This is a genomic window from Microvirga massiliensis, assembly GCF_001006805.1.
Taxonomy (GTDB): domain Bacteria; phylum Pseudomonadota; class Alphaproteobacteria; order Rhizobiales; family Beijerinckiaceae; genus Microvirga; species Microvirga massiliensis.
The window spans coordinates 76,201-100,564 of record NZ_LN811363.1 but is presented as its reverse complement, the minus strand read 5'-3'; the positions used below and the strand labels follow the sequence as shown (position 1 = coordinate 100,564).

Below are 24,364 nucleotides of genomic sequence, written 5' to 3'. Positions count from 1 at the left end.
TCTTAGTGATCCTCTCGGGCGGCGTCTTGCGTGGAGCCAACTTGAGGCGGTCCACGACTCCATGGCGCCGAAAGAACTCGTCAACGAGAGCCAGCGTCAGAGGATAGTCCCGGGATTTGCTGTCTACGTTCGCCTCATTGAGAAGTCGTGCGAACGGTGGCACCTGCTCGGGCCGCCGCTCATAACGTTCCAACACCCCAGAGACCCGGCGTGGAACGTCGAGACAGGTTTCAAGTCCGCAACTCCGTGCCTCGAGAAATTTTCTAATATCGTCAGCCCCAAGATAGCTGAATCTGTACAAGCCGTTGAGCAGCATCCAGCTCACGAAGCCGACAAGGTCGCGCGCGACCGCGTACTGCACTGCACCGTCGTCGGTCTTAGCGAGCGGACCCGTGCGCACTTCGAACACGATGCGCCTTATCGTGTCGCAGAGGTGCTCATTGACGCCGTCCGTAAGCGACGTTCCGTCCGGGAGGGGTACGTCGAGTCGAATTGACTCTTCGAGGTCGACCACCTCGATCGCGGGCGCCCAGTATGATCCCTTCAACCACGGTGCCGTGGTCGGCCCGTCCGCCGAACCGTCGACGCCGACAACGGATGTCCGAGTTCTCATGATCAACGACAATCCTAGAAGAGCGGAGCCAAACCGTAACCTGTGGAACTCCACTCCGCCGCGAGCTTTTGCCCAGCCGGGATGATGCATGCGTATGGGCTACGTCGGATCTTCTCCAGGATCACGATTGACAGCGCGAGATAGGGTAGCCAGACCCTGTTCCAGCGTTCCTCACGCTGCGCCTGCCATTCGTCCTGGTGGGCGAGGAGATGACGTTGGAGAAGAATGATATCGGCGACGTTCTCCACCGTAGCCAGGAACAGGATCATTCGGCAGTCGATGCAGTCTTCGATCCGTGTGCAAGTCTCGCCTGGCTTTGACCGTGGGTTGGCGCCGGCCCTTGGGTCACGGCAACTGAACCCAAGGCCGGTCCGGACGGCTTTCTCGTAGAGCTTTTCCGCCTGTTCAGGTTCGATCCCCAGTCCCTCAACGGCTCCTGGAATGTCATAGATGAGGAGGATTTGCATGCTTTCTTGAAACTCGCGAATCATCTTTAGATAGATGAGACGGGTGGGCCATTTCATCGTGTAGCCCTCAGTTACGCCGTCGCCGTCGTGATCAGCTATTGCACGTGCGGCGACGATGCTGCCCTCGAGGTTAAGGGTTGCATCGAGCAGGACCGAGGATCGGATATGGCTTGGTCGAAGCGGCACGTCGCGGAGTTCGGGGTGCGACCGCAGCAAGTACGTCATCCTTTGTCGGATGAAACTGCTCTTCGCCTTGGCCGGCGTGGGGAAAAAGCGGTGAATGAAGAGGGCCCCAGCCAGAGATGGATTCTGGCAGCGGAACGGCTCCGTCATGCACCGGAGTTTTCGAAGGGCTTGAACTGTTGAGATTGCCACCCCAGGATCGTCGATCGGGAGATCTTCCACAATCGGCTTGTAATTGGCCGTATTCTTTTGACCCACTATCTTGACGTGACCCGGCTCGTCCGTGGACTCCTCGAATTTGGGCGGCAAGCTCAGGGCCACGGCGATATTGGCTCCGGCGTCCACGAGATACATCAATGCGGCAGCGGCTACCGCGTCTTCATGCGCAGCGCTCCACGCCTTCACCCTGTCCCTTCCTCCCAACTGCCGCATGAGCTTCTGGAATGTCGACCGATCCCCGAAGGTTGTCTCGCTAGGGCAGAGTCCACCGCACTGGTCACGGACATATCGGGCGAAGTTGGCGCTGGCCTTTCGGAGATCTCCGGGGGGGAACGCGTCCCTGAACAGACGAAGCCGCTCGGGCTCGTTTGGCCGCAGAGCCCGATCGACGATTACGGAGACATCATCTCCTTCCGATGCGAGCACCTGTCCCTCATCAAAGATGGCGGACCAGCGCAGGAAAGCTTCCTCTGCGATCTTTCGCAGGATCCGGAGCCTTGATGCGTTCAGATTCTGGATAGCGCGAATGATATCGTCGATCGAAGTACAGTCGCGGATGCTCTGGTTGGAAAGTGTCTCAAGGAACGCCCCGGCGTCCTCCTCACCGGCCAGCATGTCGTTCCGCAGCACCTGCATGACGGAGTCAAGATTTCCATGCGCTCCGTTCGACACTACCTCAGCCATAGACTTTCGATGACTTGACGCGCGTCGATAGTTGCGGCGCATACGAGGACGGCTGATTCGCGGCAACAGACCGGCAGACGCTAAATGCTCTATGCAGCGGCAGAAAGCGTAAAGTTCCTGCCCGATCGAACTCTCAGCCAAGTGCTCTTGCCCTTTGAGGTACGAGGCCCAAGCGTGGACAGCGTCCTGCCAACCCTCCTTTGTCGGGACGCCCCGGCTCCGCGTGCCCTCCCAAAAGGGTCTCAAAGGTGGCGCTGTCTCCATCCATAGAAAGGCCCCCTGGAATACCCGATGATCTTCATCGCGTGTTCTCGCGCTGCGTTTCGCGTAATAACGGATCATCGAGGCAGCCATGCTCACCGCCGCGTCACGCCCGAACAGGCGTATCAGATACGCGAAGTCGCGCGGCTTGATCTCACCTGGGATTGGCAAGGCAAGAAAGTCAGACGAAACTTCACCTTCAGCCTCTGGCGGTGTTGCATTCATCAGACAATAGCCCCTGCCTGAGCGTTGCATTAAATCGTTCATGATCTGATGCGTCGCGTATCGGAAGTTGTCGCCTGAGACGACACTGAACGCGGGTTTGTGATGTCATGATCTTGAGATCGCTCCTGCTGCCACAGCCGTGTAGAACTCGCGGGCTACTCTAGGTTGCGAATGGCACTCTTGCCTGACGGGCCTCCTTACCTCTGAGGCTCAACCCTCTGCCATCCTGACTCATTTGTAAATTCGGTCTCATTGCAGGCCAGACCAAGAAAACGGCGCACGAAGGATGGCTTAGTAGAAGAACTCGGCGAATTCTCCCAAACCTAATCGGAACAATGTGTTACAATGCAACTTCCGGGGCGGCAGCAAATTGTTGACAAGGATTCGTCGGCAGCGAAGCAATTCTGAATTTGTAACAGTATAACGCTACTGGATGCTCAGATATCCACTGTTTCCACAGGGAACCTCATATGGTTAGTTGGCTCTGACCAGGCTCCGCCAAGATCCACGCTGGGGGATCGGAGGCGATAGCGATCCGTTCGCCCGGATGGCCACAAGGATCGTGGGATGGGTCGCGCGTTCGGACGTGGACGTTGCGTCGACGGATGTCTCGCCGCCGTTCTCCACTTATCCTTCTTAGAGGTACTCGTCGAACCACCAGCGATCGAAAGCCGTCCGGGATACCGCGTGAGGTCATCCGGCGTGAAATCCGCGGCGGTCTGAAAGATCAACTGCGGCTCGATCGTGCGGAGAAAGAAGTCGCCCTAGATGGCTCCGCAATGCCTGCATCCATTCGACAGATACGACGATCCAGCAGTATGACTGTAGTGTGGAATGACGAAAGCAATGCGGTTCCGCGCGAGCCCGGGACGGATCGCACCGAGCATCTTGCTCCGGAACGGCTCGTCCATTTCCCCTAGATTCATGAGGTCGAACGCCAAGTTATAGGCGCTTGGCTGCAATGCGCCTGTCCGCAACACCACCTTGGTGATCACGGTGGTGGGCCGCTTGCACCGATAGCACGTGTTCTCGCCACCCATTACGTCGATCTGGACCCGTCCGCCTTCGGTGAGCCCAAACCGAAAGCGGCCCTGTAGCTCGCCCTCGACGAACTCTCGAAGTGGCACGAGCTGCCCATAGTGGTCTGGATCCGCGAACTCGGACGTCATCATCCACGAGGTTCCGGAGATGTTCGGAGGAAGCCGGACGTCGAAGCCGTCCGCACCCCGCAAAATTCTGACCGCCGGAACCTCCTTGGAAATGGGAACCTCCCCGTTCCTCATGAGCCATAGGGTGCGCAGGCCGAAGCGTTCGTAGCGTCTGGTGCGCCGATCCGTCGCCTCCATAATTTGCAGCGACCACTGGACCTCAAAGGCAATGCCACGGGACAACCCGTCCTTAGGGCAGCATACATCGACGATGCAATCGCCGTCCCATCCCGGTAGCGGTCCTCCGTACGGGCTATCCATCCGCTCCTGATTGCCGCCTAGGCGATGATCGACTTTGCGAGGATATGCTCTGTGCTCTCAGGAGCGGATTAACAGACGCCACGATGCTTGTGCGCGAAGAACCGAGTCCCGAGCTTCAATGTTTTCAGTATGACCTTGGAGCCGCAGCAGGGAAGCCGCAGGTTTCCTTTGGCCTTGTTGCGCAGACGAAGGCATTCCCACGATGCGTTGTCATGCATGAACGCTAGTTGCTCGGTCTCGGTGTCCAGGCATCCCAACGGCATATCTGTCCTTGATCCCGACTGTATCTCCGCGCGTATCGTACGCTCACCTTTTGTGGCCCTGTGGATCAGGTCTGCTCACAGTGCCTAAAGATACCCGAAATCCTAGCTCCAGCGACAAATGACCAGTTCGACCATTCGACCTTTTCCTGGGCAGGGATCGCTCTCCTCGTAGCCGGGATGGGCTTCGCTCCACTGACGCGTTGGGTCCGGGCCGGAACGTAACCTACCGCGCCATTTTTACCGCGTTCCCAGGCGGCTCATAGATCAGCGCCAGCCTGCGGGAGCCGCATCTTGGGCATTTGTGGCGCTCGGCGAGCAGCGACAGCGGCATCGCGGCGCCGCGGATGCAGACGAGCGTCTGGAGGTCGAGCTCGCACCGGAAGGCGCATTCCCGGATGCGCCTCATGGCATCACGCGGTCCAAAGGAGCAGCGCATCCGCACGCGCCAGCCAAGCGTGAAGGCCTCTCCGATCGTCTCCACCGCCATGCGAACGAAAAGTGAACAGACGGGCTGCGTGTCAAGGCGGATTCCAGCGCCATTCCCGGAATTGGCAGAGGCCAGCGTCCCTGCAAGTCCCAGGCCTACCCCTTCCCTGCCGAGGGCAATCGGCTAGGCTATCCACCTGAGCCAATCCGAGGTCGCCGTGCCAGCCGTTACTGATCCTGACCCGCTCGCGCCCGCGCTGGCGCGGAACGTGGAGCACCGTGAGATGCTCTTGCACCGGGCCAACGGCGCCCTGTCGGCCGAGGAGTCTGCGCGGCGGCTCAGGATCACGCTTGAGGCCGTTGACGAGCAGCGGCGCGCACTCACCCTGCTCGCGGTTCGGGAGGGAAGCGAGTGGCGCTACCCCGCCTGCCAGTTCCGGGAGGGCGAAGTCGTCCCCGGACTGCCCGAGGTGGTGCGCGGCCTCGCCTCTGAGGGTCCGTGGTGCACGCTCGACTTCCTGCTGGCGCCCGACACCGTCCTCTCGAACCGGACGCCCTTGCAGGCCTTGCAGGACGGTGATCGCGACGCGGTGCTGCGCTTGGTCCGCGCGAGCCAGAGCGACGGCTTCGGGTGAGGCCGATGCCGGGAGCGTGCCACGGGATACGCTGCTTCTTGGGTCGTGCTCCGGTGCGGGGGACCCGGAAAGCCATGGAGCGGCTTCGGTCGCCCATCCTCGACGAAGCCAAACCCGCAGGCCCACGGCCTTAGGCAGGTGATCGGGTGTCCCCAACGGCATCGGCACTGTCGGCCCGAGGGCCTCAGTCGATCCGCACCGACGGGTTACAGGATTGATGATCATGCCAACACCGTCAGGCGACGCCTCGCGACGCGGCACGGACGGGGTTGAAACGGCCGCTTGACCTTCCCATCGTTGGAAGGACTACACCATCAGCCAACGCATCCGTTCAGGAGTTCCGAAATGGCTGAGAAGAAGCGGGCCTCCCAAGGCCCGACGGTCGAGATCCCCGTCGAGGGCATGACCTGCGCCTCCTGCGTGGGCCGGGTCGAGAAGGCGATCCGCGCCGTCGAGGGCGTTACCGCCGCCAACGTGAACCTCGCCACACAGCGCGCGACCGTGTCGTTCGGTTCGGCCGATGCAAACCCGCAGGCCGTGGCCGAGGCGATCCGAGGCGTCGGCTACGAACCCACACCCGCGACTGTCGAGCTCGCGATCTCTGGCATGACCTGCGCCTCCTGCGTGGGCCGGGTCGAGAAGGCCCTAAAGCGCGTGCCAGGTGTCGTCGATGCGACCGTCAACCTCGCGACCGAGCGCGCCACGGTGCACTTCTTCGGTGCCGCGGACGCGGTGGCCCGCCTGATTGCGGCCGTCGCGGACGCCGGCTACGAGGCCGAGGAGGTCCGGGCCGACGGCGACCGCACCGACCGGGAGCGCGCGGCCCGCGAGGCCGAGATCACGTCCCTGCGGCTCGCGCTGGTCGTCTCCGCCCTCCTCACCTTGCCGGTGTTCGCCCTCGAAATGGGCTCGCACTTCATCCCGGGCGTTCACGAGTGGGTCATGGACACGATCGGGCACCGGGAGAGCTGGTACCTCCAGTTCGCCCTGACGACGCTCGTCCTGTTTGGGCCCGGCCTGCGCTTCTTCCGCAAGGGCGTCCCGGCCCTGCTGCGCCTCGCCCCTGACATGAACTCGCTCGTCGCGCTCGGCACGGCGGCCGCCTACGGCTACTCGGTCGTGGCGACCTTCGCGCCCGGCCTCCTGCCCGCGGGCACGGCCAACGTCTACTACGAGGCGGCCGCGGTCATCGTGACGCTGATCCTGCTCGGGCGCTTCCTCGAGGCCAAGGCCAAGGGCCGGACCTCCGACGCAATCCGGCACCTGATGGGCCTATCGCCGAAGACCGCGCGCGTCGTCCGCGACGGCAATGTCGCCGAGATCCCACTCGCGGAGGTCCGGACGGGCGACCTTGTCCAGGTCCGCCCCGGCGAGAGGATCCCGGTCGACGGCGACGTCGTCGAGGGCGCGTCCTATGTCGACGAATCCATGATCACGGGCGAGCCCGTCCCGGTGCAGAAGGCGCAGGGCGCCTCCGTGGTCGGCGGCACCGTCAACCGGACCGGGAGCTTCACGTTCCAGGCCACGAAGGTCGGCGCCGACACGGTGCTGGCCGGATTCATCCGCATGGTCGAGCAGGCGCAAGGCGCGAAGCTGCCGATCCAGGCGCTCGTCGATCGGATCACCGCCTGGTTCGTGCCGGCCGTGATGGCGGCGGCCGCGCTCACCTTCCTGGTCTGGCTGGTGTTCGGCCCGGAGCCCGCCCTGAGCTTCGCGCTCGTGAATGCCGTCGCGGTCCTGATCATCGCCTGCCCGTGCGCTATGGGCCTCGCCACCCCGACCTCGATCATGGTCGGGACGGGCCGGGCGGCGGAGCTCGGCGTGCTGTTCCGGCAGGGCGAGGCCTTGCAAGGTCTCGGCGACGTCCGGGTGGTGGCGCTCGACAAGACCGGGACCCTGACCAAGGGCCACCCGGAGCTGACCGACCTGATCGCGGCCGAGGGCTTCAAGGACACCGAGGTCCTGGCCCTGGTCGCCGCCGTCGAGGCCCGGTCCGAGCACCCGATCGGCGAGGCGCTCGTCGAGGCGGCGAGGGTCCGCGGCCTCGACCTGGGCCCGGCCGAGGGCGTCGAGGCCGTGCCGGGCTTCGGCATTGCGGCCGTCGTCCAGGGCCGGAAGGTGGAGGTCGGGGCCGACCGCTACATGGCGCGGCTCGGCTACCCGGTCGGGGCGTTCACGGCGGCGGCCGCCCGCCTCGCCGGCGAGGGCAAGAGCCCGCTCTACGCCGCCGTCGACGGCCGGCTCGCCGCGGTGATCGCGGTCGCGGACCCGGTCAAGCCCACGACCCTGGCGGCCCTCGAGGCGCTCAGGGAGCGGGGCCTCAGGGTGGCGATGATCACGGGTGACAACCGCCGCACCGCGGAGGCCATCGCGCGCACGCTCGGCATCGACGAGGTGATCGCGGAGGTGCTGCCCGACGGCAAGGTGGAGGCGGTGCAGCGCCTGCGGGCCGGCCACCGCAAGGTCGCGTTCGTGGGCGATGGCATCAACGACGCCCCAGCACTCGCCGCGGCCGACGTCGGGATTGCCATCGGCACGGGCACCGATATCGCGGTCGAGAGCGCGGACGTGGTGCTGATGTCGGGCGACCTGCGCGGCGTCGCGAACGCGATCGGCCTGTCGCGGGCGACGCTCCGGAACATCCGGGAGAACCTGTTCTGGGCCTTCGCCTACAACGTGGTCCTGATCCCGGTCGCGGCGGGGCTGCTCTATCCGGTTAACGGCATGCTGCTGTCGCCGGTGATCGCGGCGGGCGCGATGGCGCTCTCGAGCGTCTTCGTCGTCGGCAACGCCCTGCGGCTACGCAGGTACGAGCCGCTGGTGAGGGTTGACCGGACGCCGGGCACGGAGCCGGTCGGTGCCGCTGGCGCGCCGCGCCTCGCCCCGGGAGAATGAGAACTGCCGCCCGCCTCCGGGCGCGCCGCCCTTTTCGTGAGGAGGATACGATGAACATCGGACAGGCCGCCGAGGCCTCCGGCGTCTCGGCCAAGATGATCCGCTACTACGAGTCGATCGGGCTCATCCCGAAGACCGTCCGCACGGAGGCCGGATACCGGGTCTATTCGGACGGCGACGTCCACACGCTGGGCTTCATCCGGCGGGCCCGCGACCTCGGCTTCTCGGTGGAGCAGATCGCCGAGCTGGTGGCCCTGTGGCGCGACCGCGGCCGCGCGAGTGCGGACGTGAAGCGGATCGCGCTCGAGCACGTCGACATCCTGGAGCGCAAGGCGCGGGAGTTGCAGGAGATGGCGGCGACGCTTAAGCATCTCGCGAGGCACTGCCACGGCGACGAGAGACCCGAGTGCCCGATCATCGAGGGCCTCGAGGCCGGTCGCGCCATCCGCCCGGCGGGCGCCCATCCGGTTCCGCAGTTCGGGGCCGCACGGGTGCAGTCGGCGCGGCGCGGCCCGGCCCGCAACGGGCGCGCCTCCCGCCCTGCGCAGTAGTCCGGCCAGGGTCGTGGAGCAGGATTGCCCACGAGCCTCAGGCAGAGCGTCCTGATGCGCGCCTTCGGCCGTCCGCAAGGTGTTCTGGGGCGGCTCGGGGGCGCCATCATGGCCCGCATGAACGAGCCGCTCGGGAACTGGGTTCTCGACCTGTTGGCGGTGCAACCCACCGATCACGTCCTCGAGATCGGCTTCGGTCCGGGAGTCATCGTCCGAAACGTGTCACGGCGAGCGCCCCAGGGGCATGTCGCGGGCGTCGATCCCTCGCCGGTGATGGTCGAACAGGCTCGCGCGCGATGTGCCTCCGCGATGCAGTCCGGTCGCGTGGACCTACGGCTCGGCTCGGCGGAGAGCCTGCCCTTCGCGGACAACCGCTTCGACAAGGCGCTGGCGATCAATTCCGTGCAGGTCTGGCAGGAGCCCAGCCGTAGGTCCACGCGGGAGATCCGACGTGTCCTGAAGCCCGGCGGCCTCGTGGCGCTGGGCTTCACATCCTACTCGGGACAGTCGAGAGACGGCCTGCTGGAGCACCTCTCAGGGATTGGCTTCACGGCACCGGAGATGAAGGAGACGGGGAACGGCTTCTGTGCCCTGGCGCGCAAGCCATGAGGAGTGCAGACGCCATCCTGGCGGGCGCTCATGACCGCGACGGTCCGACCGATAACTTCTGACACTCGGTGCCCGGCGAGCGAAGTGAGCCCACCTGATGCGGTTGCAGGGTCTGCCAGGTGCCCCCCGCGAGCTACCTCTGTGCCTCTAAAAGATTGCCCGCCAGGATACACCGGACGGGCAGTGTAGAAGTGGCCACTCCCACAACTCGGGAGGAGTGGGCATCCTGAACGTAGCGTAAGGTGCTCTGCCAGGTGCTGCCAAAAGGAACCCGCCAGGGTGAACCAGACCAGTCTCAGCGTCGTCAACGATCAAGGAGAGGGATAGGCTCCCTCGAAGCCCGTCCCACATCCTGACCGGGCGGCTGAGGGCCGCTCGACCGCACTCTCGGGAAAGCCGCAGACGAATTCGGGGTCGCCGAACCACGGCCTGACGTTGTAAACAGTGGCTCGAGCCAAGCGCCTTCAGGCGGGGATGTCATGGACGACCGAAAGACAATCGCCATCGTTGGTGCGACCGGTGCGCAAGGCGGCGGGCTCGTCCGGGCCATCCTGGACGAGCCGGGCAGCGGGTTCCACCCGCGCGCGCTGACCCGCGATCCCGACGCCCCGAAGGCACGGGAACTCGGCCGGCTCGGCGCGGAGGTGGTTGCGGCCGACCTCGATGATGCGGCGAGCCTGACGCGCGCCTTTCGCGGCGCGCACGGCGCCTACTGCGTCACCAACTTCTGGGAGCATTTCTCGCCCGAGCGGGAACTCTCCCAGGCCACGAACCTGGCCGAGGCCGCGCAGGAGGCAGGGCTCCAGCACGTCATCTGGTCCACGCTCGAGGATACCCGCCGCTGGGTGCCGCTGGAGGACCAGCGGATGCCGACCCTCCAGGGCCGCTACAAGGTCCCGCATTTCGACGCCAAGGGTGAGGCCGACCACCTGTTCACCGAGCGCGGCGTGCCGACCACGTTTCTGCTGACCTCCTTTTACTGGGACAACTTCATCGGCTTCGGCCTCGGCCCGAAGCGTGGGGCGGACGGCGTCCTGGCGCTCGTCCTGCCGATGGGCGACAAGAAGCTCCCGGGCATCGCCGCCGAGGATACCGGCCGATGTGCCTACGGCATCTTCAACGCCGGACCCGATCTTGCAGGACAGAGGATCGGCATCGCGGGCGGGCATCTGACCGGGGAGGAGATGGCGCAGGCCCTCGGACGAGCGCTCGGCGAGGAAGTGCGTTACACGGCGGTCTCACCCGAGACCTTCCGCGGCCTTGGCTTCCCAGGAGCCGACGACCTCGGCAACATGTTTCAGTTCAAGCGCGACTTCAATGACGACTATTGCCGTGTCCGCGATCTGGCGGGGGCGCGTCGGCTGAACCCGGCGCTCCAGGACTTCGAGACATGGCTCGCCCGCCACGGGAACCAGATCCCGAAGTCCTGAAGGCCTGTGTCAGGACCCCGGCGCCGATCACTTGACGAGCACCATCGCGTCGATCGCCGCGACATCCGATCGGCCGCTTGACCTTGCCATCGTTGGAAGCCGCAGCCTTCGAATCATCAACTTCGAAGGAGCGACGAGACATGTGCGGATGTTCAACCCATCGGTCGCAGGAAGCCGGGCGGACCGGGGTGCCGGAGGCCGGCGGCCTGACCCTGCGGGTCGAGGACATGACCTGCGGACACTGTGCCGGAACCATCAGGAAGGCGGTCGAGGCCGCCCTGCCCGGGACGCAGGTGGATCCGGACCCGGCCACGAGGCTGGTGACGGTCCGCGGCCCCGCGGATCTCCCGGCCGTCAGGGCCGCCATCGCGGCCGCGGGCTACACGCCCTCGGCGGCGTAGCGGGCCGGGCGGGCCTGTCCCGGAGGGCAGCATGCTCCCGGGACAGGCCCGCATCGACGCCGGACAGTTCGGCGGTCACCTTGTCGAGGCAGTCCGTTCGTGACACATGTCCGAACCTGACCTGAGGAGCGATTCCTTGCGGATGATGGGTCGCGTCATCGCCGTCCTGCTCGCGATCACCATGGCGATCTTCCCGATCTCCATGCCGCGGGCGGCCATGCCGGGCGGGCACCATCACGCCGCCGCCCTCGAGGGGGATCACGGGACGGCCGACGGCGTATCGGCGATGCACCACCACGTCTCCGATGATGGCGACTGCCGGGATCACTTCGGCGGATTGCACGACGGGTCAGGCGCGCCCTGTTGCGGCATGGGAGCCTGCCACGCCTTCGAGATGGCCGTCGCTCCGGATGTCTCCTCCCCCGTCACGGCGGCCGTCCCATTGGCGATCGTCGCGGACGGGCAGGTGGACGGCACCATTCCAGGTCGCCTCGACAGGCCTCCCCGAACCGTCTGAGCCAAGCGCGGGTCCTCCGGCCCGCACGGATCGGCATGCCTGCCCGGCTGGGCGGCGCGCCCGACGACCCGCTCAACCGACGACCGACCCTCCGCATGCAACGCCCGAGACAGGCCTGAACGCCCGGATTCCGGGTCCGTCCAGCACTCCCTGGTCCCGTGTGGCGCGGCGGTCCGCCCAAGACGGAAGCAATGCTCAAACCGATAAGTCTCGCCTGTCTGGCCCTGGGCCTTGGCGCCTGCATGCCCGCGGCGCCCCCGCACTACCTCTCTGCCCCTGCCGATTCCTCGATCCCTGGGCGGCCCCTGGCCTACGCCCCCGTCATGGCCGGCGTGCGCAACTACGATGCCGTCGAGCCGAAGGACTGGCGCGAGCTCAACCGGAGCGTGGGACCGCAGACGGCTCCCGAGCGCGGCGACAGCGATGACGCCGCCCGGCGGGGACGGTGATCCATGCGCACGGGAACCGACACCATGAACGAACAGGGCGGCACGGGCACCCGGCGCCTGTCACGCCTCGGGGGCGTGGCAGCCTCCCTGCTCCTGGCCGGCTGCCAGACGTTCTCCGCGGACGGCGGGCTCGGCCCGGCCCGGGCGGTCGCCTACGCGGAACTCGACAAGGACATCATCAAGGTCTCCTCGGAGGCCGACGCCGTCGCCACGCAACAGCGCGTCGACGCGCTCCTGAAGCGGCCGCTGACCCCGGACGGAGCGGTGCAGGTCGCGCTCCTCAAGAACCGGGGCCTGCAAGCGGCGTTCAACGAGCTCGGGGTCTCTGAGGCGGAGTTCATTGCGGCGACGCTGCCGCCCAATCCGACCGTCGTCCTGTCCCGCCTCGGCGGTGATCTTGAACTCGAGATCGAGCGCCAGATCCTGATCGGCCTGTTTGAGCTCGCGACCCTGCCCGCGCGGGCGGCGATCGCCGAGCAGCGCTTCCGGGCCGTCCAGTTCCGCACCGCCGAGGCGGTGCTGCGGCTCGCGGCCGAGACCCGGCGCCAGTACTACCGGGCCGTCGCGGCGAACCAACAGGTTGGCTTTCTCCAGCAGGCTCTTGCCACCGCGGAGACCGCCTCGGAACTCGCCAGGCAGCTCGGAGAGAGCGGAGCGCTCAATAAGCTGCAACAGGCCCGCGAGCACGCCTTCTACCAGGAGACCGCGGCCCAGCTCGCCCGGGCGCGCATCCAGCAGCAGGTCGAGCGCGAACGCCTGATCCGCCAGCTCGGGCTATGGGCGCGCGACGTCGACTTCCGTCTCCCCGGCAGCCTGCCCCCGCTGCCATCCCGGCTCGCCTCGGCCCGGGATATCGAGCGGCGTGCGCTCGAACGGCGCGTGGACTTGCAGGCGCTGCGCCACGACCTCGACGCCACGGCACGCCAGTTCGGACTGACCAACGCGACCCGGCTCGTCACCGACATCGAGCTTACCGGAACCTCATCCTACGACCGCCTGAAGTCGGTCTCCGTCGAGCACGGCGAGGTCACGATCGACAAGGAGAAGGTCAACCGGAAGGGTCTCGAGGTCGAGTTCACGATCCCGATCTTCGACTTCGGCGCAACGGCGACCCGTGGGGCCCAGGAAGCCTACATGGCGGCCGCGAACCGGCTCGCCGAGCGGGCCGTGAACGTGCGCTCCGAGGCGCAGGAAGCCTATCTGCGCTACCGGGGCAACCACGACCTGGCCCGCCATTACCAGGGCCGGGTGCTGCCCTTGCAGAAGACCATCCAGGACGAGGCGCTGCTCCACTACAGCGGCATGCTCGACGACGTGGCCGACCTCATCACCGACGCGCAGGCACGCATCCTCAGCAACATCGACGCCATCAACGCCCGCCGCGACTTCTGGATTGCCGCGACCGACCTCAAGGCCGCCCTCGTGGGCGGCGGCGCGGGCGGGGGCGAAGGCGGCGGAGAGGCAACCGTCGCGGCCGCGGCCGCGGGCGGCGGACACTGACCAGGGAGACACCGCAATGACCGACCTGTCGCGCAGAAACTTCCTCGGCGCCGGAGGCCTGGCGCTCGCCGGAGCCTCCATGATCAGCGGGCGTGTGCAGGCCGCGGGCCTGCCCGAGGCACCGACCATGACGGAAGCCACGATGCAGCCGCCGCTCCATCCGCAGAGCGGGCCGGACTACCAGCCGGTGGTGACGCTCAACGGCTGGACCCTGCCCTGGCGCCAGAACGGCGACTGGAAGGAGTTCCATCTCGTCGCCGAGCCCGTCGTGCGCGAGATGGCGCCCGGCATGAAGGCGCATCTGTGGGGCTACAACGGCCAGTCGCCCGGCCCGACGATCGAGGCCGTCGAGGGCGACAAGGTCCGGATCTTCGTGACCAACAGGCTGCCGGAGAACACGGCGGTGCACTGGCATGGGCAGTTGCTGCCCAACGGCATGGACGGGGTCGGCGGCCTCACGCAGCCGCACATCCTCCCGGGCAAGACCTTCGTCTACGAGTTCATCCTGCGGAAGTCCGGGACCTTCATGTACCACCCGCACTCCGACGAGATGGTCCAGATGGCGATGGGCATGATGGGCTTCTTCGTCGTCCATCCGCGCGATCCCGCCGAGCGCCGCGTCGACCGCGACTTCGTGTTCCTGCTCAACGCATTCGACATCGAGGCCATCATTTACTGCTTGACCGCTGGATCGAGCATCGTTCCGATCTAGCTGGTTCCTCGCGCCCTCAGCAGTGCTGAACCGTGAAGGATGACGATGCCGAACCTACATCAGCCAGGGCTCGTGGTGCGGCAGAAGTCGCCGCTGAATCTTGAGTCCCAGTTTGCTGTCCTGTCGGACTGGTTGACCCCCTGCGACCAGTTCTTTGTCCGAAGCCACTTCTCAGCCCCCGAGCTCAACGAAGCCGAGTGGAGGCTCCGTATCGAAGGAGCCGTCAAGACAGCTCTTCGGTTAAGGCTGGAGGAGTTGAAGGCCATGCCACCGACCACCTTGGCGGCGGTGATGGAATGTGCCGGGAATGGGCGCGTCTTCTACGAGCCGGCGAAGGAGGGGCTGCAATGGCAAAACGGGGCGGTGGGCAATGCGTCCTGGACTGGCGTGCGGCTGCGAGACGTCTTGGCGAAAGCCGGCGTGAAGGACGGTGCGGTCGAGGTGGTCATGATCGGGGCCGATCGAGGCGTTGTAGACAGCGGCAAGAAAACCGCCTCGCCCGGACCGGTCGCGTTTGCGCGCAGCATCCCTATGCGGAAAGCGATGTCGGACGACGTGCTGCTTGCATACGCCATGAACGACGAGCCCCTCGCGGTTCATCACGGCTATCCGCTTCGGGCTGTTGTGGGGGGCTGGTACGGGATGGCTTGGATCAAGTGGGTCCAAGAGATCCGCGTGGTCGAGCGACCGTTCCTGGGCTATTGGCAGGCCCGCGACTACTTCCGATGGGAGCGCACCTTCGGTGAGCCCGCGCTGGTTCCGCTTTCCGAGATGGAGATCAAGGCACAGATCGCCCGTCCCGTGCACGGTGCCAGCGTCCCGGTGGGCCGTCCATACCGGATCTTCGGCGCGGCGTGGAGCGGGGAAGCGCCGGTCAAGGAGGTTCAACTCGATACGACGGATGGCATGAAGTGGCGGCCCGCGACCTTGCTCGAACCCGAAACACGGTTTGGCTGGCGCCTGTGGGAGTATGAGTGGATCCCGCCACAACCCGGTCGGTATTACCTAAGATGTCGGGCTATCGACACGGCCGGGAATGTACAGCCTGACATGCAGCAACCGGACCGGGAGAGCTATGTCGCGAACTGGATCGTTCCGACCGAAGTCAGGGCGGTCGTCGCGGAAGATCTCGAACCAGAGTTCGTAATCTGACTTGGCGAGCTACGCGAGGTGCCAAGGTCCGCACAAACAGAAGTGAGCGAGCCCCCTGGCGTTGACGGCCATGGAAAAAGGGAAGCGCCATGACCAATGTAATCGTCGTCATCGGAGCCGGAGCGATTGGTCAGGCCATCGCGCGGCGGGTCAGCGCAGGCAAGAACATCCTGCTGGCTGACCTGCGCCAGCAAAACGCCAACGCGGCGGCAGAGGTCCTTAAAGATGCCGGGTTCGAGGTCAACACCGCGACCGTTGACGTGTCCTCACGCGAGTCTGTCCACGCGCTCGTTTAGATTGCTACAGCTCTCGGCGACGTTACCGGCGTGATCCATGCCGCAGGCGTGTCCCCTTCGCAGGCATCGCCGGCGATGATCCTCAAGGTTGATCTGTATGGCACCGCGCTCGTTCTTGAGGAGTTCGGCAAAGTCATCGCGCGCGGCGGCTCTTGCGTCGTCATCGCGTCGCAGTCCGGGCATCGGTTACCGGCGTTGACCGCCGAGCAAAACGCGGCTCTCGCAACGACACCTGCTGATGAGTTGCTCACCCTCCCGATGCTCCAGTCGGATCAGGTGAGAGACCCCCTTCGCGCCTACCAGATCTCCAAGCGCGGGAATTCGCTGCGGGTAATGGCCGAGGCGGTACGTGGGGCAAGCGCGGCGCGCGGGTTAATACGATCAGCCCCGGCATCATCTTTACCTCTCTCGCAAGGGACGAATTGAGCGGCCCTCGCGGCGAAGGATACCAACGCATGATCGAAGTGTCGGCGGCCGGACGCGGTGGCACCCCGGACGAAGTCGGAACCGTCGGCGCGCTGCTTATGGGCCCGGACGGTGGGTTCATCACCGGCAGCGACTTCCTCATGGACGGCGGGGTCACGGCTGCCTACTGGTACGGCGAACTCGCTCCGAAGTGACGGCGCGAATTCCCGATAAGCGGCGATTATGGAACGGGGCGCAGGAAGACGTCCTAGGCCCCTCCTGGGCTAAGCCCGACACTCCTCCAGCCGATGCCTTTGCATCCCGGCGCCATCGAAATTGGACCAGTCCAGCCATGTCTCATAGGCGATGCGGAGGGCCGGCCACTCCTTGTCGATGATCGAGAACCACGCCGTATCGCGGTTCTCGCCTTTGACGATGAGGTGCTGGCGGAAAACGCCTTCGGGCTGAAAGCCAAAGCGGATCGCAGCGCGCTTTGAGGTTCGTTGCGATTGTTGCGCTTCCACTCATAGCGGCGGTAGCCCAACTCATCGAAAACGTAATTCATGAACAGGAACTGCGCTTCGGTCGCGGCGGGCCTGCGCGAGATCAATGGTCCCCAGTAAATGTTGCCGATCTCGATCACGCCATTGACCGGGTCGATGCGCATCAAGGACTGGCGTCCCGCCACTTGACCGCTGACCTTGTCGATGACGGCGAAGAAAAGCGGGTCTGTGCTACGCTCGGCCTGTTCAACCCAAGCCAGGAAGTCCTCGCGGCCAGTCGGGGGATACTCGTAGAGCCAAGCGAACTTGGCGTTGGCGCCTGGGACTGCCGAGGCCGTAAAGAGGCCGTCCCGGTGCGCGGCGGCGCTGAGGGGTTCAAGCCTCGCATAACGCCCCTCAAGCACCACACGCTCAGGGTGCGGGCGGGGCTGCCAATTTCTAAGGTCCTCAGACAGGGTTCGTTTCCGCTCGGTTCAATCTGCTCCAAGCAGCCATACCAGCGGAGTATCACGAACATCGGTTTTCGCATGAATTTCCGATCCCCGGCCTGCAATCATCACTCTGCCCGATCCGCGGAGGGGTGGCAGTCGTTCAGACATCCGTGGTGAACCTGATCGTGCTTATCCCAAGGAACCCGGATACGATGATGGTGATGATGAAGGCTATCGTCTGAATCCACAGGAAGGCTGAAAGGCACTTCATCTGGATTGAAGCGCTCCCCGAGCTTTCCACTTCATAGCTGTCACCCTTCATTCGGGACAGTGGCCACATCACGAGCACGGAGCTTCCGATGCATATTGCGGCCGCTAGCATCCCCCAAATTCTCAGATATACGTAATACTCAGTCGTAAATTCCTGTATGTATACGAATATCGCCGACGCCAGTCCGGAAACGAATTTATTGTATTCCGATATGACCTTCAGGTTATACACTTCGGCCATGACTGCGTCTTCTGCCGTCATTTGCGCCACGGGCAGCCGCCCGGGAAGATCTCGCAGAAGATGTCGATGGCCCTGATCAGGTTGCTCTGTTTGGGCGTGGTCCTGGAGAGATCCACGAAACCGTTTACCGCCTGCATGGCATCGGTTTCGTGCAAGATCACATATCCTCGCTCCAATTTCTCGTGCCCGACCGCCAAATCACCCGGCCGGATTTGTTCCATGAGCGTCTTGTAGAAGAGGACCCGGTCTTCCGTCCGGAACTTGCTTAGCTTGGACAGTTCCAGGCTATCGAGAATCTTCGCCAGTGAACTGTGGCCGAACTCGCATTGGAAATCGCCCGCAACGCTCTCGAGTTCCTGGATGTAATAGCCGAACGGCATGGTTCCCCCTCCATGAGTTCATAAAGGCAATTCCACGGAGCGCGCGTGCCGACTTGCGTTCAGCGGCTTCTGTATGTCCGTCGGGAGATTACTTCAGGAGCTGCACGCCGAACAGGGCCTGATCGGCTTGCATCGGGTGTACGGCGAAGTGCTGATAGCAAGGTTATGGGGTGCCCCCTGTGTGCACCCCGGCTCACGATGGGCCGAATCTCGTTTGGCCGAGGCCTGGCTACGGCAAATGGATTAGGCGTCGCAACATCGAGGCTGTCCCTGCATTATGGCTGGGTTGGCTACTTGTCGGGACACTGCATTGACGCAATCCGGCAACAAGATTAGTCTTGAATAGTTGATTCCAATAGTGTTCCGGCCCGGCGAATTGACCTCGAATAGCCAGAAGCAAGTCAGCGAATTCTCCAGTCACAAGTACTAGAACGAATTCAAGGAGGGACCAACATGGCGGTCACTGCTCCTGAGACTAGCTTTACGCGTGATGTTTTCGGGCGGTACATCTGCAATACGTTCGACGAGGCAAGGGGAAGCGGCCCCTTTGATATCGTCATCATCGGCGGCGGCACGTTCGGCCTCGCGCTCGCGGAGAACGTCTTCTACCGCAGCAAGACCTTCGACAACCGATTGGGAACCGTGCCGGACGACAACAACCGCCCGCCGAACTTCCGGGTCCTGTTGCTCGAGGCGGGGCCGTTCCTGCTGAACGAGCACACGCAGGACATCGCCAATTTTCAACTCTTTCCGCCGGATCCGCCGCCAAAGCCTGGATGTCCGCTGCCCACCACGCGTCAGGCGCTCATCCAGTCCGGGCAGGACAGGGAGGCGTTCCTGGAGGCGTGGGGCCTGCCATGGAATTCCCAGGAGCCGTTCGGGGGGCTTGCCTACTGCCTCGGCGGCAGATCCCTGTACTGGGGCGGCTGGTCGCCGGAATCCCTCGACACCGAGATGCCGACCGTTCCAGGCGGATCGATCACGGCCCAGACGCTCTGGCCGACGACGGTCGTGGAGGACTTGCGGGCGCGCTTCTTCATCGAGGCCGCCGAGCAGACCGGCGTCACCGTGGCAAACGACTTCATCAACGGTGTCCTGCACGATCACTACCGCCAGGCGGTTTACAACCTGCACACCGGCGGCATTCCCAATGCGGTGCCGCTCAATGAGCTGCCGGATTATTCCCCGTTCGCGGATGCAGGCCTCCAGGCCCGGATCGCCGCGCCGCCCTATCCCGGCTTCGTGGACAGCCTGAAATTCGACGCGCCGCTCGCCGTGCAGATCGAAACCCGTCCCGGCTTCTTTCCGTTCAACAAGTTCAGCAGCATGCCGCTGGGGATCAGCGGCACGCGCGAGGCCTTCGCGGAAGCCGGAACGGACAACGCGCGCAAGCGGCTCATGGTCGTGCCGAACTGCCACGTCAAGCGCCTGACGACGAGGACCTACACCCTGGCGACCGGCGCGACCGTCGAGGAAGTCGTCGGCATCGACACCGGGAACGGCTTCCTGGATCTCAGCGGGCCCATCGGCGGCAATCCCAATCGCCGTCCGGTGGTGGTGCTGGCGCTGGGTGCGATCGAGAGCGCGCGCATGGCCTCGAACAGCGTGGGCGGCAGCGTGCCGAACGCGAACCTGATGGGCCAGAACCTCATGGTGCACGTCCGCAGGAACGCCCGGATCACCGCGCCCATTCCGGCTGGCGTGGTCCTGAACTTCCAGGAGCTCTCGGTCCTGCTCGTCAGGTGCCGTACCGTGATCAACGGCACCCCCGTCCATTTCCATCTCCAGATCACCGCGTCCGCGGTTCCCGCCGGAGCGGGTGGCAATCGGTCGGATGCGCTGCTGTTCCAGAACGTGCCGGACATCGACCAGATCCAGGTCTTCAGGAACATGCCACCCGGTCGGGTGGACGTCACGATCCGTGCGGTCGGCGAAATGCTGCCGAAGCCGGCGAACAACACCGTTACGGTCCCCCTCAACCCTGCTGACCTGGACGAGTACCTGCCCCCGCGCCACGGTGAACATCGCGCAGGGCCCCGAGCAGGCACCGTTGCAGGCGGCGATGGACAACGTCATCGCCGCGCTCGCGGCCAACCTCTTCGGGGGCGCCGTCCAGGACGGCCTCGGTACGACCTTTCACGAGTCCGGGACCCTGCGGATGGGCAACGACTTGGCCGCGCCACGCTTGCCATTTCCCGTGCGCCAGGCGGATGGTGATCCCGAGAGGCAGAGATCATGCCGGACGGAGGAGGCCCATCATGTCCATCACACGCCGCGGTCTTGTCGGTGCAGTCACGGCCATCGCGCTGCTGTCCGGAAACATCACGCACGCGGCGGAAGGCACGGTCAAGCGCATCATGATCTATGGTGATTCCAACACCTGGGGCTACATCCCAGTCGAGAGTGGCACAACCACGCGCTACCCAGCGGATGTGCGCTGGCCGGGTGTCCTCCAGGCCGCCCTCGGCTCGGGATACGAGGTGATTGAAGAGGGCCTGAGCGCCCGCACGACCGACATCCCCGACCCGACACTGCCCCAGATCTCGGGGGCTGGCCTCGACGGGGCAGCCTACCTGTCACCCGCCATCGCGACGCATCTGCCGCTCGATCTGGTCGTGATCATGCTCGGCACCAACGACGTGAAGAAGATGTTCGACCGCTCGCCGCTGCGGATCGCACTTGGGGTCGGCAAGTTGATCGACATCGTGGCGCAGACCGGGAGTGGTGTCGGAACCTCCTATCCCGCCCCGAAGGTCCTGGTCCTCTGCCCGCCCCCGCTCGGGAAACTGGCACCGGAATCGCGGGCCGAGAGGTTCGCCGGCGGGGTCGAGAAGACGAAGGCGATGCCGGCCTATTACGAGGCGATCGCCAAGGCGGCCGGAGCCGAGTTCCTGGATGTCGGCAAGCTGACCACAACCGACGGTGTAGATGGCATCCACTTCACCGCAGAGGCCCACAAGGCGATTGGCACCGGGGTCGCCGAGAAGGTCAAGGCCATCCTGCCGTAAGCCGCTCACTCGCCGCCACCTCCACTGTCGGAACTGCTGGAGGACGGCTCACTGTCGGACCGCCGATCCAGCGTATATCAATCCATAAAATCAAAGGTACTCTGGATCACAGTCCGGCCTCGCACTGGGAGTAGAAAATTGCTCTCCAGTAGCATCATGCGTGACAGGCGACCCTCTCGGAGACTCGTCGCCATGCCCAAAACCCGCCAGGGCCTCAGCAAGAGGCTGCGCCCTCGCCGCCCCACCCTGCTGGCTTGGCTGGTGCTCGCATCGGGTCTGGTCTCTCTGTCAGTCTGGGGCGCCCTCCTGATCTATCTCGTCCAGGCTTTCCGATGATGTCGATGACGGGCTGATCGAAGTCTCTCACAAATAATCGAACACACGCCGAGGGCCCCACCGGAGCGGGTTATACTGCACAGGCGCGGCGTTCCCGAAACGGTCACGAATACGCTGCGAACGCTTCGAATCGCGTTCTATACTCAGGGCTTGTCGGAAATCGAGGCACTCCTCCCACATCTCGCGCGTCATGCCTTTCGCTGTATAGTCGGACCTCCTGCTCAGTGCTCGTTGGGCTCCAGAACACGGGAGGATGCCAATGCGCTTCAGCCTGTCTCTTGGGCGTCAACGCCGCCGACAAGCCGATCAAAGGCAGCGTGCCCTCTGCATGGGAGTCCTCGTCTGCCTTGCTGTGATCATCTCTGCTGCGTCGGCTGTTGCACAATCCGCAGCAAAACTCCCCCGAATTGGGCTGCTCGTCTGGGATACCTGCGAGATACACGGCCTGGTCCCCAGCCTCAGGGATCTGGGCCGCATCCCGGGTGAGAACATTACATTGGAATGCCGCTCTGCGGGGAAGCGGTATGAGGGCTTCACAACGGCAACGGCTGAACTCGTGAGACTTCCGGTTGATGTGATCGTCTCGGATCCGCAACCGGCAGGCCACATCGCGCGATCGGTGACCAAGACCGTTCCGATCGTCACCATCCTGAGCGGCGACCCGCTCGGTTCCGGACTTGTTCAGAGCCTCGCCAGGCCCGGCGGCAACCTGACGGGCGTGACCTATTATGCCACCGAGTTGACCGGCAAGCGTCTGGAGCTGCTGCGTGAGATGGTTCTGGGCATCTCATCCATCGGTGTGTTGGCGAACCCGGATGTCGCCTATCTTCCCTTCGAGGAGGACACGAAACGGATTGCCAAGCTGCTTGGCGTGGCACTCGTTATCCATCATGTTCGCGCGCCGGACGAGTTGGATGACGCCGTTCATCAGATGAAGGCCGAGGGGGCGCAGGCCGTCTTTGTGCTACCCGACGTGATGTTCGCGCATGAGGCGAAGCGCATAGCGGATCTGGCGCTGGCCGAGAAGCTGCCCGTGATGGCCTGGGGTAGCTGGTTCACTGAAGCAGGCGGTCTGATGGCCTATTCGGCAGACTACACGAGCCTCGTGCGCCGCCTTGCCGTCTACGTGGACAAGATCCTGACCGGTGCTCAACCGGGCAATCTTCCGATTGAACAGGCAGCTCGTTTCGAGCTGTCCCTCAATCTGCGCACGGCCCGCATCCTTGGCTTGACGATCCCGCCCGAACTCCTCATCCGTGCCGACAAGGTGATCGAGTGACGGGGCAGATCAGCTTGTGCGAAGCCCCTAACGGCAGCGTAATAGTCTCCGGCTCCATATACTCCCTTCTGCGGATTGTACCGCCGAACTCGCAACCACAGGCTACGTCGTTCAAGAGGGTAAGCCTTACACAGCGACTGCGATCAAGCGGATGATCGAGACGTGACGACGATCTGGGATCTCCGCCAAGCCGACCCCGATTCCTTGCGGTCCTAGCGCGAAAAGCAAAGAGTTGCGCTTGTCGGCGGACCGGGCCAGAGCACGGTTATCCTGGCCGACCCGCCGTTCGCGCATTTGGAAAGGAATGTGCCATGGCTAGACTTCCCATCTTGCTCGGGATGGCTCTCATGGTCAGCCCATTTGCCGCCCAGGGCGAGGACGTCTCGGACGCGCTGTCGGTCGAGTGGCAGGGCCAGAAGCCCTGCGAAAAGTTCTTCGAGGACGCCCAGATCCGTATCGCGCGCTGCACCTTCCCGCCCGGTGCGATGCACGTGCGCCACTCCCATCCAGGCTATCTCGCCTACGTGCTGAGCGGTGGCAAGGGGCAGTTCCAGGATGAGAAAGGCACGCGGCAGATCGAGATCCGCGCCGACACTTACACGAACAGCGCGCCCATCCCCTGGCACGAACTGACCAACGTCGGCGACACGACGCTGCGCTATATCGTCGTCGAGAGGAAATACGAGCCAGTGCCGGAGACCGAGAAGACCGCTACGAAATAGACTCGCGAAACGAAAGTAGCCCTGCCAGATGATCAAGCCAGCAGGGCCACTAACGAGGCTCGCGTGTCGGGCTCTGAAGCCTCAGGCCGCCTTTGCCAGAGCGACCGCCATCCCGCTCTCACAGAGGTGAAACGGGGCCGCAGTTTCTCGACTATGCTGCGAATGGCGCAGCCATCGACAGCTCATCGCTCACGCGAGGATGAGCAGCCTGAACTTTGGTTCTGCAAAGCGCCTTCTGCGAACGACGGCCCGCCACCGCCCCGCGTCTTTTGCTGGCAGGTGCTTCCAATCAGGCATTGAGCGACATCAGAGGTTCTGACCCAGGCAGGCTGAGTTTGTTCGCCTAGCGCACAGAATCTCGAATCCCGAACGTAGCGATCGTAGGTAGTCGGCCCTGAACAACCCACAACTTGTTGCGGCTAAAGGATTCTTGGTCTTCGCGAAGCATTGTAAAATGCCGGTTCCTGGGGAGTGACCCACTCAAAACCGATGTTTTGGCATGGGACCCAAGCCGACGCTGCCGAGCTCCGGCGATCTCTATCGCAGCCGTCTCGATCAGATCCTCGATCAGCGCCACGAGCTCTTTCGCCTGGCCAGTCTGATCGACTGGGACAGGTTCGATCACGAGTTTGGCCGCTTCTATCGGCCGCTTGGACGGCCCGCCAAGCCCACCCGGCTGATGGTCGGGCTGTCCTATCTCCAGCATACCTTCAACCTGTCCGATGAGGCGGTGGTGCAGCGCTGGACAGAAAACCCGTATTGGCAGTGGTTCTGCGGCTGCGAGTACTTCCAGCATCAGTTGCCCTGTGATCCGAGCTCGCTGACCCGCTGG

24 protein-coding genes and 3 pseudogenes are annotated in these 24,364 nt (G+C 64.3%); 20 read left to right on the top strand and 7 right to left on the bottom strand.

The features are described from left to right. From BN1233_RS48715 to BN1233_RS32795, 4 genes are all read right to left on the bottom strand, one after another. Positions 1-613, bottom strand: a 613-nt coding sequence (locus tag BN1233_RS48715; RefSeq protein ID WP_187144427.1) for a hypothetical protein, incomplete at its 3' end; no start/stop codon positions are given. Positions 614-627: 14 nt separating this feature from the next. Next, the gene (locus BN1233_RS32810) at positions 628-2,166 is read right to left on the bottom strand and encodes a hypothetical protein (RefSeq protein WP_147707683.1); all 1,539 of its coding nucleotides are present in this window, start codon (positions 2,164-2,166) and stop codon (positions 628-630) included. Between the two features lie 1,250 nt (positions 2,167-3,416). Further along, complete coding sequence (locus BN1233_RS32805) at positions 3,417-4,121, bottom strand: competence protein CoiA family protein (RefSeq protein ID WP_147707682.1); 705 nt, start codon at positions 4,119-4,121, stop codon at positions 3,417-3,419. A 486-nt stretch (positions 4,122-4,607) separates the two neighbouring features. Next, positions 4,608-4,871: a hypothetical protein gene (locus BN1233_RS32795; protein ID WP_187144426.1), complete on the bottom strand. Its 264-nt coding sequence runs from the start codon at positions 4,869-4,871 to the stop codon at positions 4,608-4,610. Positions 4,872-5,007: 136 nt separating this feature from the next. Between BN1233_RS32795 and BN1233_RS47635 the strand changes: the two are divergent. From BN1233_RS47635 to BN1233_RS50100, 14 genes and pseudogenes are all read left to right on the top strand, one after another. Beyond that, positions 5,008-5,445: pseudogene (locus BN1233_RS47635) on the top strand (DNA-binding protein); the annotation flags it as partial. Between the two features lie 345 nt (positions 5,446-5,790). Then, positions 5,791-8,340 (top strand): heavy metal translocating P-type ATPase, encoded by a 2,550-nt coding sequence (locus tag BN1233_RS32785; RefSeq protein WP_046867846.1) that lies wholly within the window; start codon positions 5,791-5,793, stop codon positions 8,338-8,340. Positions 8,341-8,390: 50 nt separating this feature from the next. Next, complete coding sequence (cueR, locus tag BN1233_RS32780) at positions 8,391-8,891, top strand: Cu(I)-responsive transcriptional regulator (protein ID WP_046867845.1); 501 nt, start codon at positions 8,391-8,393, stop codon at positions 8,889-8,891. Positions 8,892-8,915: 24 nt separating this feature from the next. Further along, a complete protein-coding gene (locus BN1233_RS32775; RefSeq protein ID WP_197094628.1) occupies positions 8,916-9,500 on the top strand; it encodes a class I SAM-dependent methyltransferase in 585 nt (194 codons plus the stop codon). A 479-nt stretch (positions 9,501-9,979) separates the two neighbouring features. Continuing rightward, complete coding sequence (locus BN1233_RS32770; RefSeq protein WP_046867843.1) at positions 9,980-10,930, top strand: NmrA/HSCARG family protein; 951 nt, start codon at positions 9,980-9,982, stop codon at positions 10,928-10,930. Between the two features lie 140 nt (positions 10,931-11,070). Further along, positions 11,071-11,331, top strand: coding sequence for a heavy-metal-associated domain-containing protein (locus BN1233_RS32765; protein ID WP_082145793.1), 261 nt, complete (start codon positions 11,071-11,073; stop codon positions 11,329-11,331). A 142-nt stretch (positions 11,332-11,473) separates the two neighbouring features. Then, positions 11,474-11,848 (top strand): hypothetical protein, encoded by a 375-nt coding sequence (locus BN1233_RS32760; RefSeq protein WP_046867842.1) that lies wholly within the window; start codon positions 11,474-11,476, stop codon positions 11,846-11,848. 191 nt (positions 11,849-12,039) lie between these two features. Next, the gene (locus tag BN1233_RS32755; RefSeq protein WP_046867841.1) at positions 12,040-12,297 is read left to right on the top strand and encodes a hypothetical protein; all 258 of its coding nucleotides are present in this window, start codon (positions 12,040-12,042) and stop codon (positions 12,295-12,297) included. Positions 12,298-12,300: 3 nt separating this feature from the next. Continuing rightward, a complete protein-coding gene (locus BN1233_RS32750) occupies positions 12,301-13,797 on the top strand; it encodes a TolC family protein (RefSeq protein ID WP_244470992.1) in 1,497 nt (498 codons plus the stop codon). Positions 13,798-13,813: 16 nt separating this feature from the next. After that, positions 13,814-14,473: pseudogene (locus tag BN1233_RS32745) on the top strand (multicopper oxidase domain-containing protein); the annotation flags it as partial. Positions 14,474-14,548: 75 nt separating this feature from the next. Next, complete coding sequence (locus BN1233_RS32740; protein ID WP_244470991.1) at positions 14,549-15,661, top strand: sulfite oxidase; 1,113 nt, start codon at positions 14,549-14,551, stop codon at positions 15,659-15,661. 89 nt (positions 15,662-15,750) lie between these two features. Continuing rightward, complete coding sequence (locus BN1233_RS50110; RefSeq protein ID WP_244470990.1) at positions 15,751-15,957, top strand: SDR family NAD(P)-dependent oxidoreductase; 207 nt, start codon at positions 15,751-15,753, stop codon at positions 15,955-15,957. Positions 15,958-16,032: 75 nt separating this feature from the next. After that, on the top strand, positions 16,033-16,383 hold the full coding sequence (locus BN1233_RS50105) for a Rossmann-fold NAD(P)-binding domain-containing protein (protein WP_244470989.1): 351 nt from the start codon (positions 16,033-16,035) through the stop codon (positions 16,381-16,383). Next, positions 16,338-16,577, top strand: a complete 240-nt coding sequence (locus BN1233_RS50100) for an SDR family oxidoreductase (protein WP_342341685.1) — start codon at positions 16,338-16,340, stop codon at positions 16,575-16,577. The genes BN1233_RS50105 and BN1233_RS50100 overlap by 46 nt, the downstream gene beginning before the upstream one ends. 69 nt (positions 16,578-16,646) lie before the next feature. On the opposite strand, the pseudogene BN1233_RS32730 reads toward BN1233_RS50100, so the two are convergent. The 3 genes and pseudogenes from BN1233_RS32730 to BN1233_RS32720 form a co-directional block, all read right to left on the bottom strand. Then, a pseudogene (locus tag BN1233_RS32730) lies at positions 16,647-17,320 on the bottom strand (GNAT family N-acetyltransferase). A gap of 136 nt (positions 17,321-17,456) precedes the next feature. Beyond that, complete coding sequence (locus BN1233_RS32725) at positions 17,457-17,807, bottom strand: hypothetical protein (RefSeq protein WP_147707681.1); 351 nt, start codon at positions 17,805-17,807, stop codon at positions 17,457-17,459. A gap of 17 nt (positions 17,808-17,824) precedes the next feature. Further along, entirely contained in the window at positions 17,825-18,187 is a 363-nt protein-coding gene (locus tag BN1233_RS32720) for a hypothetical protein (protein ID WP_046867839.1), read from the bottom strand. Positions 18,188-18,640: 453 nt separating this feature from the next. Here BN1233_RS32720 and BN1233_RS32715 point away from each other — a divergent pair, with 453 nt between their 5' ends. The 6 genes from BN1233_RS32715 to BN1233_RS32695 all read left to right on the top strand — a co-directional run. Continuing rightward, entirely contained in the window at positions 18,641-20,404 is a 1,764-nt protein-coding gene (locus BN1233_RS32715) for a hypothetical protein (protein ID WP_046867838.1), read from the top strand. Positions 20,405-20,445: 41 nt separating this feature from the next. Next, a complete protein-coding gene (locus tag BN1233_RS32710) occupies positions 20,446-21,195 on the top strand; it encodes an SGNH/GDSL hydrolase family protein (RefSeq protein WP_082145792.1) in 750 nt (249 codons plus the stop codon). 192 nt (positions 21,196-21,387) lie between these two features. Continuing rightward, the gene (locus BN1233_RS47630; protein WP_154678331.1) at positions 21,388-21,531 is read left to right on the top strand and encodes a hypothetical protein; all 144 of its coding nucleotides are present in this window, start codon (positions 21,388-21,390) and stop codon (positions 21,529-21,531) included. Positions 21,532-21,784: 253 nt separating this feature from the next. Then, the gene (locus tag BN1233_RS32705) at positions 21,785-22,810 is read left to right on the top strand and encodes an ABC transporter substrate binding protein (RefSeq protein ID WP_046867837.1); all 1,026 of its coding nucleotides are present in this window, start codon (positions 21,785-21,787) and stop codon (positions 22,808-22,810) included. A 311-nt stretch (positions 22,811-23,121) separates the two neighbouring features. Further along, positions 23,122-23,532 carry a cupin domain-containing protein gene (locus BN1233_RS32700; protein ID WP_048709713.1) on the top strand — a complete coding sequence of 137 codons (411 nt, stop codon included), beginning with the start codon at positions 23,122-23,124 and terminating at the stop codon, positions 23,530-23,532. 499 nt (positions 23,533-24,031) lie between these two features. Continuing rightward, on the top strand, positions 24,032-24,364 hold a 333-nt coding region (locus tag BN1233_RS32695), incomplete at its 3' end, for an IS5/IS1182 family transposase (RefSeq protein ID WP_046867836.1).